13 protein-coding genes are annotated in these 14,841 nt (G+C 70.8%); 6 read left to right on the top strand and 7 right to left on the bottom strand.

Annotated features, from left to right (window positions below; genetic code table 11):
- Nucleotides 1-445: 445 nt before the first annotated feature.
- Both FrCorBMG51_RS09465 and FrCorBMG51_RS09460 read left to right on the top strand, forming a co-directional pair.
- Nucleotides 446-1,876, top strand: a complete 1,431-nt coding sequence (locus tag FrCorBMG51_RS09465) for a gamma-aminobutyraldehyde dehydrogenase (protein ID WP_047222706.1) — start codon at nt 446-448, stop codon at nt 1,874-1,876.
- Nucleotides 1,877-1,985: 109 nt separating this feature from the next.
- A complete protein-coding gene (locus tag FrCorBMG51_RS09460) occupies nt 1,986-3,056 on the top strand; it encodes an alpha/beta fold hydrolase (protein WP_086055348.1) in 1,071 nt (356 codons plus the stop codon).
- A 1,045-nt stretch (nt 3,057-4,101) separates the two neighbouring features.
- Here FrCorBMG51_RS09460 and FrCorBMG51_RS09445 read toward each other — a convergent pair.
- The 5 genes from FrCorBMG51_RS09445 to FrCorBMG51_RS09425 all read right to left on the bottom strand — a co-directional run bounded on the left by FrCorBMG51_RS09445 (nt 4,102) and on the right by FrCorBMG51_RS09425 (nt 9,690).
- Entirely contained in the window at nt 4,102-4,944 is an 843-nt protein-coding gene (locus tag FrCorBMG51_RS09445; protein WP_047222703.1) for a glycerophosphodiester phosphodiesterase, read from the bottom strand.
- Nucleotides 4,941-5,864, bottom strand: a complete 924-nt coding sequence (gene hisN / locus FrCorBMG51_RS09440) for a histidinol-phosphatase (RefSeq protein WP_047222702.1) — start codon at nt 5,862-5,864, stop codon at nt 4,941-4,943. Before hisN ends, FrCorBMG51_RS09445 begins: the two co-directional genes overlap by 4 nt.
- A gap of 229 nt (nt 5,865-6,093) precedes the next feature.
- Complete coding sequence (rsgA, locus tag FrCorBMG51_RS09435) at nt 6,094-7,134, bottom strand: ribosome small subunit-dependent GTPase A (RefSeq protein ID WP_047222701.1); 1,041 nt, start codon at nt 7,132-7,134, stop codon at nt 6,094-6,096.
- A gap of 182 nt (nt 7,135-7,316) precedes the next feature.
- On the bottom strand, nt 7,317-8,639 hold the full coding sequence (gene aroA / locus FrCorBMG51_RS09430; protein ID WP_047222700.1) for a 3-phosphoshikimate 1-carboxyvinyltransferase: 1,323 nt from the start codon (nt 8,637-8,639) through the stop codon (nt 7,317-7,319).
- A gap of 163 nt (nt 8,640-8,802) precedes the next feature.
- Entirely contained in the window at nt 8,803-9,690 is an 888-nt protein-coding gene (locus tag FrCorBMG51_RS09425; protein ID WP_047222699.1) for a class I SAM-dependent methyltransferase, read from the bottom strand.
- 245 nt (nt 9,691-9,935) lie between these two features.
- Between FrCorBMG51_RS09425 and FrCorBMG51_RS09420 the strand changes: the two genes are divergently transcribed.
- The 4 genes from FrCorBMG51_RS09420 to FrCorBMG51_RS09405 all read left to right on the top strand — a co-directional run bounded on the left by FrCorBMG51_RS09420 (nt 9,936) and on the right by FrCorBMG51_RS09405 (nt 13,152).
- The gene (locus FrCorBMG51_RS09420; protein ID WP_338052719.1) at nt 9,936-10,526 is read left to right on the top strand and encodes an alpha/beta hydrolase family protein; all 591 of its coding nucleotides are present in this window, start codon (nt 9,936-9,938) and stop codon (nt 10,524-10,526) included.
- 681 nt (nt 10,527-11,207) lie between these two features.
- A complete protein-coding gene (locus FrCorBMG51_RS09415) occupies nt 11,208-11,858 on the top strand; it encodes a sigma-70 family RNA polymerase sigma factor (protein ID WP_175648248.1) in 651 nt (216 codons plus the stop codon).
- Entirely contained in the window at nt 11,855-12,139 is a 285-nt protein-coding gene (rsrA, locus tag FrCorBMG51_RS09410) for a mycothiol system anti-sigma-R factor (protein ID WP_047222696.1), read from the top strand. The genes FrCorBMG51_RS09415 and rsrA overlap by 4 nt, the downstream gene beginning before the upstream one ends.
- Nucleotides 12,140-12,201: 62 nt before the next feature.
- A complete protein-coding gene (locus FrCorBMG51_RS09405; RefSeq protein WP_047222695.1) occupies nt 12,202-13,152 on the top strand; it encodes a GDP-mannose 4,6-dehydratase in 951 nt (316 codons plus the stop codon).
- Between the two features lie 325 nt (nt 13,153-13,477).
- Here FrCorBMG51_RS09405 and FrCorBMG51_RS33685 read toward each other — a convergent pair whose 3' ends face one another.
- Together FrCorBMG51_RS33685 and FrCorBMG51_RS09400 are read right to left on the bottom strand one after the other, a co-directional pair.
- Nucleotides 13,478-13,552, bottom strand: coding sequence for a 50S ribosomal protein bL37 (locus tag FrCorBMG51_RS33685; protein WP_369299096.1), 75 nt, complete (start codon nt 13,550-13,552; stop codon nt 13,478-13,480).
- Between the two features lie 422 nt (nt 13,553-13,974).
- The gene (locus FrCorBMG51_RS09400; protein WP_052914508.1) at nt 13,975-14,523 is read right to left on the bottom strand and encodes a DUF5317 domain-containing protein; all 549 of its coding nucleotides are present in this window, start codon (nt 14,521-14,523) and stop codon (nt 13,975-13,977) included.
- Nucleotides 14,524-14,841 lie beyond the last annotated feature (318 nt).

Below are 14,841 nucleotides of genomic sequence, written 5' to 3'. Positions count from 1 at the left end.
AGGGCGTCACCCGCTGACGAAAACCACTGACCTGTGGGAATCGTCGGGCCGCCGGCGAGGGGCTCGCGGGCGCGTGGACGGCCCGATCGGTCGCCCGGGAGTGCCCGCGGGCGCGGTGGGGGATACCGAGGGAGGGCTGAGGATATCCGAGGGACTTCCTGAGAGGTGACTTAAGGATGACCAGGGATATGGCGCTCAAGGGATACTTCGGTATGATTTCCTCGCCAGATCCTTCTGACGAGGACGCAATCCGTGGTCTAGTCTGCCTGTCAGTGGCCTGCTCGCGCCCGGGGGTTCCGCGACCGGCCGAGGAACGCGCGTCCACAGCTCTTCTCGCGCACTCGGAGCCCGGCCGGGAACCTGATGCCGACGCCGGGTGGCAATCCGACCGACGCCGGCACGGTCCCAGGTCCGTTCGATCCATATTGGCTACCGGAGTGTGCGTATGGACAGGATTCTGACGAACTTCATTGGCGGTACCAGCGTTCCGGCGACGGGCGGCCGCACGATGCCGCTGGTGAACCCGTCCACCGCGGAGGTCTTCGCCGAAGCGCCCCTGTCCGGCCCGTCCGACGTGGACACCGCGGTCCAGACGGCCGCACGCGCCTTCGAGTCCTGGCGCGACAGCACGCCGAGCGAGCGGGCCAGAGCGCTGCTCAGGCTGGCCGACGCGGTCGAGGAGCGCGCCGCGGATCTCGTCCGGGCGGAGTGCGAGAACACCGGCAAGCCGATCGAACTGACCATGAACGAGGAGATCCCGCCGACGGCGGATCAGATCCGTTTCTTCGCCGGTGCCGCCCGGCTGCTCGAGGGCCGCTCGGCCGGGGAGTACCTGGCCGGTCACACCAGTTTCGTCCGCCGTGAGCCGGTGGGGGTCTGCGCGCAGGTCACGCCGTGGAACTACCCGATGATGATGGCGGTGTGGAAGTTCGCCCCGGCGATCGCCGCGGGGAACACCGTGGTCGTCAAGCCGTCGGAGACGACCCCGGTGAGCACGCTGCTGCTCGCCGAGATCGCCGCCGAGTTCCTGCCGCCCGGCGTCCTGAACGTGGTGTGCGGGGACCGGGACACCGGCCGGGCGCTGGTGGCCCACCCGCTGCCCGCGATGGCGTCGGTGACCGGCAGCGTCCGGGCGGGCACGGAGGTCGCCCGGACGGCCGCGGACTCCCTCAAGCGGGTCCATCTGGAACTCGGGGGCAAGGCGCCGGTCATCGTCTTCGACGACGTCGACGCCGAGGAGGTGGCGGAGGGGATCGCGGGCGCGGCCTACTTCAACGCCGGCCAGGACTGCACCGCCGCCACCCGGGTGCTGGCCGCCCCGGGCATCCACGACGATCTTGTCGCGGCCCTCACCGAGCAGGCGCGGGCGACGCGGACAGGGCCACCGCAGGAGCCGGCGGCGGCCTACGGCCCGTTGAACAATCTGGGCCAGCTCGGCCGGGTGCACGGCCTGGTGGAGCGCAGGCCGGCGCACACCGAGGTGCTCACGGGCGGGGAGCCCCTGGACCGGCCCGGGTTCTTCTACCCGGCGACGGTGGTCGCGGGCCTGCGCCAGGACGACGAGATGACCCAGAACGAGATCTTCGGCCCGGTCGTGACCGTCCAGCGGTTCAGCTCCGAGGACGAGGCGGTGGCCTGGGCGAACGGGGTCGAGTACGGGCTTGCCTCCAGCGTGTGGACGCGCGACCACGGGCGGGCCATGCGGGTCGCCCGCCGGCTCGACTTCGGCTGTGTATGGATCAACACCCACATACCGCTGGTGGCCGAGATGCCACACGGAGGCTTCAAGAAGAGCGGCTATGGGAAGGATCTGTCGATCTACGGTCTGGAGGACTACACCCGGGTCAAACACGTGATGAGCAACATCGAGTTCTGACCGGTTCGGGCTGTTGGAGGCCGGCCGGGTCGTGACGGTGCCACGGGCGGGCATCCCGCCACACCGCGCGGTACCCGGCCGACCGATGGCGAATGGTCGGAGGACGGCCATGGATGAGATTCGCACTCGTACGGCGCACGACCTGATCAGCCTGCCGGGTGACGGCCGGGACGACCTGGCCACGGCGGTGGACGGCACGGATGTGACGCGAGCCGTCCAGCCATCGGTCTCGTCGGGCTATGCCACCCGATATGTGACGGTGCACGGATATCGGAGGGCCTATATACGGGTGGGCCGTGGCCCGGCGTTGCTGCTCATCCACGGAGTCGGGGACAACTCGCAGAGCTGGCGCGGCATCGTTCCGCTGCTCGCGCGGGGGCGGACGGTGATTGTGCCGGACCTGCTCGGTCACGGTGAGTCCGACAAGCCGCGCGGTGACTATTCCATCGGCGGATACGCGTGCGGGATGCGTGACCTTTTGACGGTGCTCGGTATCGACCGGGTGACAGTGGTCGGTCATTCCCTGGGCGGCGGCATCGCCATGCAGTTCGCCTACCAGTTCCCCGAGCGTTGCGAACGGGTGGTACTGGTGGCGACCGGCGGGGTGTGCCCGGATCTGCATCCGGTACTGCGGACCGTGGCGACCACTCCCGGGTCGGGGCTGGTGCTTTCGCTGGCCACCGCGTCCCCGCTACGCCAGGTCGGCTGGGCGGTGACCCGGACGCTGCGATGGCTGCGCACCGATCTGGGCCGGGACGCCGACGACCTGATGCGGATGTTCGACAACCTGCACGTGAACACCGCCCGGGCGGCATTTCTGCGGACGCTGCGCTCCTCGGTGGACAGCCACGGCCAGGCAATCACCATGCTGGACCGTTGCTATCTTGCCGCCGGAATGCCATGTATGATCATCTGGGGTGAGCATGACGCGGTGATTCCGGTCGAGCACGCGCGGATCGCGCACGCGGCGATGCCCGGCAGCCGTCTCGAGATCTTCGAGGGTGCCGGGCATTTCCCCCATCACAGCGATCCGGAGCGCTTCCGAGCGGTACTGGAGGACTTTCTGGCCACCACCCGTCCGGCAACGTACTCCGCCCGGCAGTGGCGGGATCTGCTGTGCTCACGGGGACGGGTGGATCAACGGCCCACCCATGAGCGGGACATGGTCGGTTGCCGGTGACCGTCGGCGGCCGGTTCATCGGCGTCCGGCACCGGCAGCGCCGCCGGCACCGGCGGCACCGGCGGCACCGGCGGGGTGATGATGCGGACGGAGGCGGATCTGCCTGGCCACGGGGCCGGCCGGGAACCGGATGACCGAACCACGGTGAAGAAGGTGAGCTGGAAACGAAGACACGTCGATGCTCCGGTGGCCGGTGGTGAACGCACGGCGGTTGTCGCTTCAGGTTGTCGGCGTGCCGCTCGTGGGCATCGTCTTGTCAGGAGTTGTGTTTGAGTCGTACCCGCAACGGTTCATACTGGTGACAGCCTCGTGCTGTTCCCGGGCATGAACAACCGTGGGCCGGTTGGTCCAGTGGCCGTGATCAGCCAGGTATGATGGCCTGCCACGACGCCGCCGCCGGCCATCACGTCAGATCGTCGAGACAGATGCCACTTCTATGTTCCAACCCGGTGTCGTATTGGGTCGCCGACGCCCGCTATCGTGGAGTTCGTCGAGCGCGGTCATGCCAATATGGCCTATCCTTGTCGTAGTAACTGAAGTCAGAGATATATCGGAGGTCGACCGTTGGCACGTCGTGCGCGTCTGAGCTGGCCAGAAGAGCGTCGCCAGGCAAGTGAGGTCGTCGTCCGCCGGGTGGACCCCGGTCGCGGCTGGACCCTCGAGCAGGCCCGTGACCTGGTACGGCAGGGTTACTCTGTCGAGCGTGTAGCGGAACGCACAGGATTTCCGCCGCAGATGTTGAAAGTCGCCGAAGTCGCCGCCGACGAGTGAGTCGGCCGGTCACCATCCGCTTCGGCCGCGAAATAAGCACGCTCCGCGACGCCTATAGCGACAGGCTCCGGTGGGGTGCCCCGAGCTGGCGGGGCGGGGAAGCGCCAAGCGCCGTACCGATGCCCCGGGCCGTCACCCTGCGGAGCCTGGCAGCGACCCGGGGGGCGAGGCCTTCCGGCAGCGTGTAAAAAGCGTGGCCACGTCGCTTTTGACCTGCTGGATTGCGCCGGCATCCGTGGCCCGGCCCTAATGTGGGCCCGGTGATTCGCGCCGGTCATTCCGCCAGCGAGGATGATTGATCGCTCTCATCCGATCGCCTGCCGTCGACGTCATCCGCGTCCGTGATTGTCGTATCGCTGCCCGTGGCGCGAACAAGCCGGCCGAGGTAGTCCGAGTAGACGCCGTCCAGGCCGAATCCCACCAGCCGGTTCAGCGTCCCGGACGTCTGCGCGTGCCAGCCGAAGGCGAGCAGCCCACCGGCGTGCACCACCGGCACCATCGACGCGGTCCACTCGTTGGCCCGCAGGTTCAGCACCGTGGCGCCAGCCGCCGCGGCATCGCGCACGTACGCGTCCAGCAGGCCGTCCAACAGGTCACTGCCGCCGCGGCCACGGCCGCGAAAGCCGGCATCCCGCGCGGACGCGGAGTTGACCAGTCGCACTGGCTCCGGCCCAACAAAATCATCGAGCGACCGCCAGTGACGGATCGCCGGCAGGCTGCCGCACAGCCACAGCCGTCCCGCCGCGCTCGCGGCCCGGGCCACCGCGACGACGGCCGCGACGGCCCGCCCGGCGGCCGGCGGGGGATCCTTCAGATCCAGGCTGAGCTCGAAGTCGCTGCCGCAGGTGGCGTAGAGGTCGGCCAGGGTGGGCAGCCAGCCCGGTAACCGGGCCGCTGGCAGGTCACCGATCCGGCGGCGGCGGCCCGGTGGCCCGAGCACGCCGTCGTGGTGGAGCACCGGGACGCCGTCGGCGGTGAGCCACACGTCCGACTCCAACCCGCCTGCGCCGCCGGCCAGCGCCCGGCTGAACGCGGCCAGGGTGTTCTCCCGCCGGAAGCGGCCCGGCGCGCCCCGGTGGGCGAACCCGATCGGGGCCGCCCTGGCGGGACGGGTCACCGAACGGCGGGCTGGGCGGGCTGGTTGAGGATGTCCAGGGCCCGGGTGTGCAGACGGCCGTTGGTCGTCAGGATCGAGCCACCGCCGGGCCCACGGCGTCCGGTCAGGTCGGTGAAGGTGCCACCGGCCTCCTCGACGATCACTTGGAGCGCGGCCATGTCCCAGAGGGAGACATCGGGCTCGCAGGCGAGGTCGACGGCACCCTCGGCGACCATCATGTGGGACCAGAAGTCGCCGTAGGCGCGAGTCCGCCACACCGCGTCGACCAGGCCCAGGAAGGGCGCGAGCCGCCCGGCGGCCGACCAGCTCTCGACCGAGGCGAAGGACAGGTAGGCGTCGGCCAGGTCCGCCACCGCGGACACGGCAAGGGAACGGGTCTCGCCGACCGCGGTCCGGGTGTGCGCGCCCTGGCCGCGTGCCGCCCACCAGCGCCGGCCCATCGCGGGGGCGCTCGCCACCCCGACGACGACCTCGCCGTCTACCTCGAGGGCGAGCAGCGTCCCCCATACCGGCACCCCACGCACGAAGTTCTTGGTGCCGTCCACCGGGTCGACCACCCATCGGCGCCGGGTGTCGGCACCGATGAGCCCCTGCTCCTCGCCGAGTACCGCGTCGCCGGGCCGGGACTCGGCCAGCCGCGCACGGATCATCGCCTCCACGGCGGTGTCGGCGTCGGTGACCGGGGTGGCATCGGGTTTCGCCTCGACGCGCAGGTCGACGGCCTGGAAACGGGCGAGTGTGATTGCGTCGGCGGCGTCCGCGAGGGCGAGGGCGAGGGCGAGGTCGTCACCGATCGGGTGTCCGGTGGTCGCGTACCCGTCGACGGTGGGCCGAGCGCCGCTGGAAGCTGGCTGTCGGTCTGATCCCGGCAGGTCCGTCCCCACGGCTTCCAGGGCGTCTGTTTGGGCGGCATTGGTCACGCGGGGAGCCTACCCGCGTGCGCCTCACCCGGACGGATGGCAGCCTTCGTGAACGAGGCCCACCAGGCGTGGCGAAGACGACGACACTACCACGGGCGGCCACGGACGATCTCCCGCTCCTCGGCCGGCACCGGGAGACGAGCGGTACCGCAGTATCCAGTATCGCGGCACCCGGCATCACCGCCGGAGGGCTCACCGTAGCCGCGCCCACCGTAGCCGGTTGCGGTCGTCATGACGGGTCGGCGCCGAAGCGGGCGGCGAGCAGCCGGCGCAGGCTGGCCAGCCGGGCCGGGTCCGCCTGGCCGTCCGCCACCGCCTGATCAAGCGCGCAGTCGGCGAGGCCCGCCAGATGGGTACAGCCGCCCGGGCAGGCCGCCGTGGCCGGCGCCAGATCGGGGAAGGCCCGCAGCAGCCGGTCGGTGGAGACCGCGCCCAGCCCGAACGAGCGCACCCCGGGGGTGTCGACGACCCAGCCGCCGCCCGGCATCGGCAGGGCGATCGCCGCGGACGAGGTGTGCCGGCCACGGCCGGTGACCGCGTTGACCGCGCCGATCGTCTGGGCGGCGTCCGGTACCAGTCGGTTGACCAGCGTCGACTTGCCCACCCCGGAATGGCCGAACATGACGCAGACGTGGGCCGCCATCAGGGCGGTCAGCCCGGACAGACCGGCGTCCGGCCTGGTGGTCACCATAGGTAGGCCAAGTGGCGCGTAGAGTGCGCGCAGAGGTGTGTCATCGGCGAGGTCGGCCTTGGTCAGGCACAGCAGCGGCTCCAGACCGCCGTCGTAGGCCGCGACCAGGCAGCGGTCGATCAGCCCCGACCGCGGCGGCGGGTCGGCGAGGGCGCAGACGATGACCAGCCTGTCGGCGTTGGCCACGATCGGGCGCTCCACCGGATCGGTGTCGTCGGCGGTACGGCGCAGCACGCTGCGGCGCTCGGCCCGCCCGACGATCCGGGCAAGGCTGCCGGGACGGCCGGAGACGTCCCCGACCAGGGCGACCTCGTCACCGACGACCACGCTGGTCCGGCGCACCGAGCCACCGCGGACGGCGGCCACCAGCGCCCCGCCGGCCTCCGGCGCCGGCTCTCCTGCCGGTCCCGGCGGTCCCGGCGGCGCCACCCCGACGAGATGGCAGGTGTAACGGCCGCGGTCGACCGCCACCACGGTCGCTGCCACCGCGTCGGCGTGGTCGGGACGGTCCCGGGTACGCGGCCGCGACCCGCGCCCGGCCCGCACCCGGACGTCGTCCTCGTCGAGCTCGCGGGGCATTCAGCCGCGCCGTTCGAGGTGACGTTGCTCGGGATGACGTTGCTCGGAGTGGCACTGTTCGGAGCGGTGCTGTTCAGGGCGGTGCCGTTCGGGGTGGCGCGCCGGGCCACGCGGTACGGGGTGGTGCTGTTCGGAGCCGGACAGCGCGGGGTGACCCCGTGTGCGGTCGTGGCGGCCGGTTCTCACGGGCGTGGGTCCGCCCCGTCGAGCATCCGCGCCCACAACTTGGGGAAGTACGGCACGGTCTTGCCGGTCGTGGCGATGTCGTCGACGAGCACCCCCGGCACGACCAGCCCCACCACGGCGTAGGCCATGGCCAGGCGATGGTCGGCCCGCGGGTCGAGGCGGGCGCCGGTCAGCGGCGCGGGGGAGACGGCCAGCCCGTCGTCGGTCACGGTGATGTCCGCGCCCAGACGGCCCAGCTCGGCCGCGAGCGCGCCGAGCCGGTCGGTCTCCTGCAGGCGCAGGTGGGCGATGCCGCGCAGCCGGCTGGGCGAGTCGGCGAGGACTGCGAGCGCCGTGAGCGTCGGGGCGGCCTCGCCGTAGTCGCTGAGGTCGACGTCGATGCCGCGCAGCCGGCCGGGCCCGCGGACCTCCAGGCCGGCCGCGGTCAGGGTGCAGACGCATCCCATGGCGGTCAGCAGGTCGGGCAGCATGCGGCCGGGCTGGACGGTTCCGCCCGGCCAGTCGGCGAGCACGACCCGGCCGCCGGTCGCCGCGGCCGCGGCCAGGAAGGCCGACGCGCTGTTGATGTCGGGTTCGATGACCCGGTCGTGGGCGTGCAGCGGCCCCGCCGCCACCGACCAGCGCGCCTCGCCGCCGGGGCGGCGGTCGACGTCCACCTCGACCGTCGCCCCAGCGGCGCGCAGGTCCGCGACGGTCATTTCCAGATACGGCCAGGACGGCAGCCGCGCGCCGACATGACGGACGGTGACCCCTTGATCGTAGCGGGGGGCCGCCAGCAGCAGACCGGAGACGAGCTGGCTGGAGGTGGACGCGTCCACCGTCACCGCGCCGCCGGGCAGGTGCCCCCGGCCGTGCACGGTCAACGGCATCCGGTCGCCGTCGACGGCCGCGCCCAGGGTCCGCAGCGCGTCCAGCAGCGGGGTGAGCGGGCGTTCCCGCATGCGCGGGTCGCCGTCGAAGACCACGTCGCCGTGCGCCAGCGTGGCCAGCGCGGGGGTGAACCGGGCGACGGTGCCGGCGTTGCCGCAGTCGACCCGGGCAGCTGGGGCCGCCTGGAGCGGGTAGCGGCCGTGGACCAGCCAGTCATCGTGGTCGTCGGCGACGGCCACGCCGAGCTCGCCGAGGGCGGCGGCCATGAGCAGCGAGTCCCGGGAGCGCAACGGCCTGGTCAGCCGGCTGGTGCCGGCGGAGATCGCGGCGAGGATCAGGGCGCGGTTCGTCGCCGACTTGGACCCGGGCATGGTCACGGTCGCGTCGACCGGCCGGTCGGCCGTCGGCGCCGGCCAGGGATCCGTGGGTACGTCCGTGGTGACGGTCACCCGTTCAGCATGCCGGACGCGGGACGCGGAGGGCCGGCGGCGTCCGCCGGCGCACTTCGGCCACGGCTGGAACGGCGTTCCAGCCAGGACGGCGTTCCAGCCAGGACGATGCTCCACAGCGTTCCGGTCAGGACAGCGGGACTCCAGCCGGGACGGCGGGGCTTCAGTCGGGGCGGCGGGCGCTGGCGACCAGGTGGATGCCGATCGACTCGCCCTCGCGTTCGGCCGACAGATCGACCTCGGTGCGGACCAGGGTGGGAAAGCAGGAGACATCGGAGGCGACCGCGCGGGTCACCGCCTCGGCCGAGAGCACCGTCCGCGGCCGGATCCAGTCGACGTCCAGGCCGGCGCTGGTCAACAGGGCGCGCAGCTCCTCCGGCCAGAAACAGCGGGTGATGGAGCCGTCCTCGGCCGGGACGAGAACGACGTCGGCCCGTGGAACATCGGACAGCTCCGCCCAACGGTGCTGTTCGGCGAGCCGGGCCAGGCCCAGCAGCAGCGAGTCGACGCACAGCAGCAGCCGTCCGCCGGGGCGCAGCATGCGGTGGATCTCTTCCAGGGTCGTCTCGGTGGCCAGGCAGAACGACAGCGCGCGGCCTTCGGCCAGGACAGCGTCGAAGCTCTCCGGTGCGAACCAGTCGAGTGACCGGGGGTCACCGGCCACCTGCACCAGCCGCCCGGGGCCGGTAATGTCACCCAGCCGGACCGTGGCGGGCCCACCGGCCTCGCCGAGACGGAGAGAAGCCCCACCGAAGCGGGCATGGCCGTCCGCGCGCCTGCCGACACCGCGGGCACCCAGACGGTCCGGGGCCGGCACGACGCGCACGACGTCGTGTCCCGCCGTGACCATCTGGCGTGCGAACCTCGTCCGTGGGCCGGAGACGTCCAGCACCCGGATCCGTGGCATCGGCAGCCAGCTGGCCAGCTGGGTCGCGGCGACATCTTCGTAGAACGCCCAGTACGGATCATCACTGTCCGTGGGGGCCTCGTAGACGAGGGTCGGCGTTCGTCCGCGCGGCTGATCTGGCTCGGCGTCGAGACGCGGCAGCATGGACCTTTCCTACCCTTCAGGGGGGAAGATGCGAAACAAGTCACACACACTCACGGGAAGTCTGACAGATGCACACGGGCAGCGGTGACATTTTTCTCCCGGGTACGGCCATGGCCGACGCCTCCTCCACCGATCGGACTTCCCTGGATGTCGACGGCGCACGGGTGTTCCTGGTTCCCGCGACACGGGCGTCGATAGGATCCGTTGTCCTTCTGCACGGTGCTGGCAGTGGAACGGATGTCGGTGTGTTGTCTGTGCTCGCCGCGCGGCTGCCGGGGCGCGGGATCGGCGTGGCCCGCCTCGAGATGCCCTACCGCGTCGCCGGACGCCGTGCGCCGGATCGTCCGGCACGGCTGGACGCGGTGCTGCACGCGGTCATGGACGCCCTGGGGCGGCCGCGGCCCGTCGTCCTCGTCGGCCGTTCCATGGGATCGAGGGTGGCCTGCCGGTGCGCCCGCACGACCGGAGCCGCCGCGGTAGTGGCCTTCGGCTTCCCCCTGTGTCCACCGGGAAAGCCCGCCGCCCCGGCTAAAAAAGATCTCGGGGAGGATGTCGGTCACGACGGCGGACGGGAGCCGCTGGGGAGCCGGCCGTCACGCCTGCCCGAACTGCTTGCCGTCGGCGTCCCCGTGCTTGTGCTCCAGGGGGACCGGGACACGTTCGGCATGCCCGATCCGGACCCGGCCCGGCACATCGAGGTGCACGTCCTGGCCGGCGCCGACCACGCCATGCGGACGCGCCGCAAGGACGGCCGCGACGAAGCCGAGGTCGTCGACGAGGCTGCGACCGTCGCGACAGAGTGGATCATTGCCCGGCTGGCTTCCACCGGGCCGTGAGTACCCGGCGGCCGCCGAGGCACCGTACGCCCCGCCCTCCGCCTCGCGCTCCTCGCCTTGCCCCATGGCGATTAGTAGTGATTAGTGTTGATAAATAACATTCTATTGACTTTTGCATGTTCTCATGTTGCTCTTCCAGCGTATTTATGGAGGCGTGATGATACCTCTGTCGTCCGTTCGCCGAGGTCGGGGCCCCGGGTCGTCGCCGGGAATCCGACGGCTGGTCGGGCAGTTACGCCACCTGCAGGGATTCTTGGAGCCGTCCGTGACGCAGGAGAACGACGGGCCGAGCTGATCGTTTCTTGATCCGCAGGCCGTTATGATCGTTTTGCTTCCGGTCGGCGGGGACATCCGTTCGGAGGTTCGATGACTGCCCAGTTCGCAACCGGGCTGGCGGGCCGGTGGCGACGCGACGACGTTCGCGACGGTATGCCTGTTGCGTCGGCCGCGGCTGTATCGTCCGCGGCTGTGTCGGCCGGAGCCGCGGCCCCTGGGTCGCTGGTAACCTGTGCCCGCGCCACCGCGTCGACGCCCGCTCCGGCGCCCCGGCCGCATGATGGGCCGATTGACCCTTCCGCCCGGTGGCCAAGCGTCCCGGAGTCGGCCGGTACCGGTGGTTTTTCCACACGCGCGTACGCACCTGCCAGGGTATCGTCCGTTCCAGGGGCCGCCGGCACGTCCGTGAGCCGGTATCCCGCGGACGACCCAAGGAACGAGGGAGTGGTCCTGGTCGACGAGACCGTCGAGGAGCGCAGCAGCCGCTTCGAGCGAGACGCCCTGCCTTTTCTTGATCAACTTTATGCGGCGGCGCTGCGGATGACGCGTAATCCGGCCGACGCCGAAGACCTGGTGCAGGAAACCTTCGTCAAGGCGTTCGCCGCCTTCCACCAGTTCCAGGAAGGCACAAATCTCAAGGCGTGGCTCTACCGTATCCTGACGAACACGTTCATCAACACCTACCGCAAGCGTCAGCGCCAGCCGTTGCAGAGCCCGACCGAGCAGGTCGAGGACTGGCAGCTCGCCGACGCCGAGTCGCACACGTCCAGCGGTCTGAAGAGCGCTGAGACCGAGGCGTTGGAGCATCTGCCGGACAGCGATGTCAAGGAGGCGCTCCAGGCGCTGCCCGAGGATTTCCGTATTGCGGTGTATCTTGCGGATGTCGAGGGGTTCGCCTACAAGGAGATCGCGGAGATCATGGGTACCCCGATCGGTACCGTGATGTCACGCCTGCATCGTGGCCGTCGCGGGCTGCGTACCGCTCTTGAGCACTACGCCCGGGAACGCGGCCTGGTCCGGGCCGGCAGCTCCGAGATCGACGGTGGTGGATCGTGAGCTGTGGGGACCCGCACGCGGTCGACTGTCGGAAGGTTCTGGAAGCGGTCTACCTCTATCTCGACGGTGAGATCGACTTCGATCACAAACATCTGGTTCGTTCCCACCTGGACGAATGCTCTCCGTGCCTTCGGGAGTTCGGGGTGGAACACGAGGTGAAGCTGCTGGTGGCCCGCAGATGCGGCGGGGAGCGCGCTCCCGAGTCGCTCCGGGAGAGCGTCCTGGAACGGCTGCGGGCTGCCCGCATCGACGCCGACACCGCGGAGTTCCGCGCCGAATAAGGCCGAACAAGAGGGTTGGCCATGACAGCCGACCGTCCGACTGGCGGTTAGGCTCTTGTGCCGTGCGTATCCTCGTCACCGGCGCGGCCGGTTTTATCGGTTCCACGGTCACCGACCGTATGCTCGCCGACGGCCATGATGTCGTCGGGGTCGACGACCTGTCCACCGGTCGGCTTGAGAACCTCGGCCCTGCCCTGCGTGACCACCGGTTTTCCTTCGAGAAGGTGGATATCACGTCCGCCGAGCTGATCGGTGTCGTCGAGCGGATCCGTCCCGGCGTCGTCCTGCATCTGGCGGCCCAGATCGACGTGCGGGTGAGCGTCAGCGACCCGCTGCTCGACGCCCGGCTGAACGTGCTCGGGACGATCAACGTGCTGGAGGCGAGCCGGCTGGCCGGCGTCGGGAAGTTCGTCCACACATCCTCCGGCGGCTCGATCTACGGGACGCCACAACACCTGCCGGTGGACGAGACCGTGCCGGTGGCCCCCGAGTCGCAGTACGCCGCGGGCAAGGCGGCCGGCGAGCTCTACCTGTCCGTGTACCGGTCCACGTACGGGCTGGCCACGACGGCGCTGGCGCTGGGGAACGTCTACGGGCCCCGCCAGGATCCGCACGGCGAGGCCGGCGTGGTGGCGATCTTCGGGACGGCGATGCTCGAGGGTCGTCCGACGAGGATCTTCGGTGACGGCACGACCACCCGTGACTACGTCTTCGTCGGCGATGTCGCGGACGCCTTCGCCCGGTCCGTCCCGTCGGATGCCGCCAACGGCGAACGCCTCAACATCGGTACCGGCACGCAGACGACCGTCCGGGATCTGCACAGCGCGATCGCGGAGATCGTCGGCGTGGCGGACGCCCCCGAGTTCGCCCCGTCCCGGCCGGGTGAGCTGCAACGGATCGCGCTCGACATCGGCAGGGCGGCCCGGCTGGTCGGCTGGCGGCCCCAGGTCGATCTGGACAACGGGCTGCGGCAGACCGTGCAGTGGCTACGGACCCGTACCGCCACCGGCTGACCAGCGCCTCTCCCGGCCATCCCCGCAGCCTCCCCGCCGTTGGGCGGCGGGTTCGCCGCTCGTCACAGGCCGGCGGACGCTGTGTCCCGGCCGGTGTTGCCGACCATCCGGTTGGTTCTGGCCGGTTGGTTCTGGCCGGTTGGTTGTGGCCCGCTGGACTGGGCTGTGGCCCGGTGGGTCGCCACCGGGCCGTTGCCGCTCCCGGCAGGTGGCTTCGCGGCCGCACACGGGATGCGAGCAGTGTGACAGATCCGTGACTGTCCGCGTCTGAGCTCGCCCGTGGCCCGAAGAACGTCATCCGAGGAACGTCAGGTGCTCGTGGGGATCAGGTGTTCGGGCGCTTGCCGTGGTTGGCCTTGCTCTTGGCGCGTGCGCGCCGCTTGCGCTTCTTCTTCGCCACGTCGGGAACCTCCTTTCCGCTCGGGCCATCCTGCCAGACCGCCACCCCCACCCACCGCAGCCGACCCCGCCCGCCCGCAGACCACACCCACCGACGCCCACGGCCCCGGCCACCCGGCCCATCCGAACGATGTGGATCAGCCCATCCACGACACCGAAACACCTTCCCCGGTCACACCCGAAGCCCCCTCCGGCCCCACGCCCAAAGCCCCCCCCGCGCCCCCGGCGAGACCGCGGGACCGCGGGCCGGCCACGGGCCTTGGTGGGCCGAAGCCCCCGCCCCCACGGCGAGACCCCAGGACCCCCACGGCGAGACCCCCAGGACGCCCCACTCCTTTTCCTTATCGATCATCATCAGATGATCGATAAGCCCGCGCGACGACCAGCCACTCCGCCAGGGGTCCCCAAATAGTGGCAAAGCCACTATTTGGGGGTCAGGCGGGACTCCAGGGTGCGGCGTGCCCGTACCGGGGCGACCGCGCCGAACATGCCGACGCCGGCGGCGGCCAGGACGTCGCCGATGCTGATGACGGCCCCCGCGCCGGGGAACGCCAGCGGGATCACGTCGGTGGCCGGGCGCAGGACGGTGTTGTCACCGCCCGGTGTGTGCTGGGCGGAGGCGTATATCTCGCTGGCGGACACGCCGGCCCGTTCGGCCGCCCACAGTGACACCGGCATCTGACCGCCGTTGGCGAGGATCACGACGGTGTTCAGCGCGATCCCGGCCCACAGCAGGCCGACGCCGGGCAGTCGGGAGTTCGCCGCGGCGAACAGCGCGACCGCCACCGTGGCCAGTACCCACGCGGCCGCGTACAGGCCGGGGATGAACCGGCTCACGCTCAGGGCCGCGATCGTGGCCACGAACATCCACGGGCGTGACACATAGACACGAACCAGAGCGTCCAGCGTGCCACCGCGGATCAGTCCCACGGTGACACCGCCCACCAGGGCAAGCACAAGGAGAACGAACACACTCGTAGTGTGCGTTGTCCGCGGGGCCTTCGATCGCAGGCGTGGCATTCCGGCATGTCCGGGTCGCCGTCGCGGGTTCTCCGCTGCCGCGTCCCCGGCTGTGCGGACTGGCCGCCCGCGCCGGTTTCCCGTCCGTCCAGCGAAGATCGTTGGTGGGCTCGGAGGGAGCCTGGGGCGGGAGTTGTTACCACCGTGTCAAGAAATTGGGTGGATCGGTGGTCGAACGGGGACTTTCTTTGTCGACGTGGCGCGCAGCGGTCGGGCGTCGACGCACACTACGCTCACGCTGTGCACATGTCCGCGCCGGAGCGGGAACGC

This window comes from Protofrankia coriariae, from assembly GCF_001017755.1.
GTDB lineage: Bacteria > Actinomycetota > Actinomycetes > Frankiales > Frankiaceae > Protofrankia > Protofrankia coriariae.
Note: the sequence above shows the minus strand (reverse complement) of the source record. Positions and strands in the feature narration are given on the sequence as shown.

What these genes read in the sequence shown, in the direction of transcription:
- FrCorBMG51_RS09465 (WP_047222706.1), top strand. Translation starts at nt 446, where the DNA reads ATGGACAGGATTCTGACGAACTTCATTGGCGGTACCAGCGTTCCGGCG.
- FrCorBMG51_RS09460 (WP_086055348.1), top strand. Translation starts at nt 1,986, where the DNA reads ATGGATGAGATTCGCACTCGTACGGCGCACGACCTGATCAGCCTGCCG.
- rsgA (WP_047222701.1), bottom strand. Translation starts at nt 7,134, where the DNA reads ATGCCCCGCGAGCTCGACGAGGACGACGTCCGGGTGCGGGCCGGGCGC.
- FrCorBMG51_RS09425 (WP_047222699.1), bottom strand. Translation starts at nt 9,690, where the DNA reads ATGCTGCCGCGTCTCGACGCCGAGCCAGATCAGCCGCGCGGACGAACG.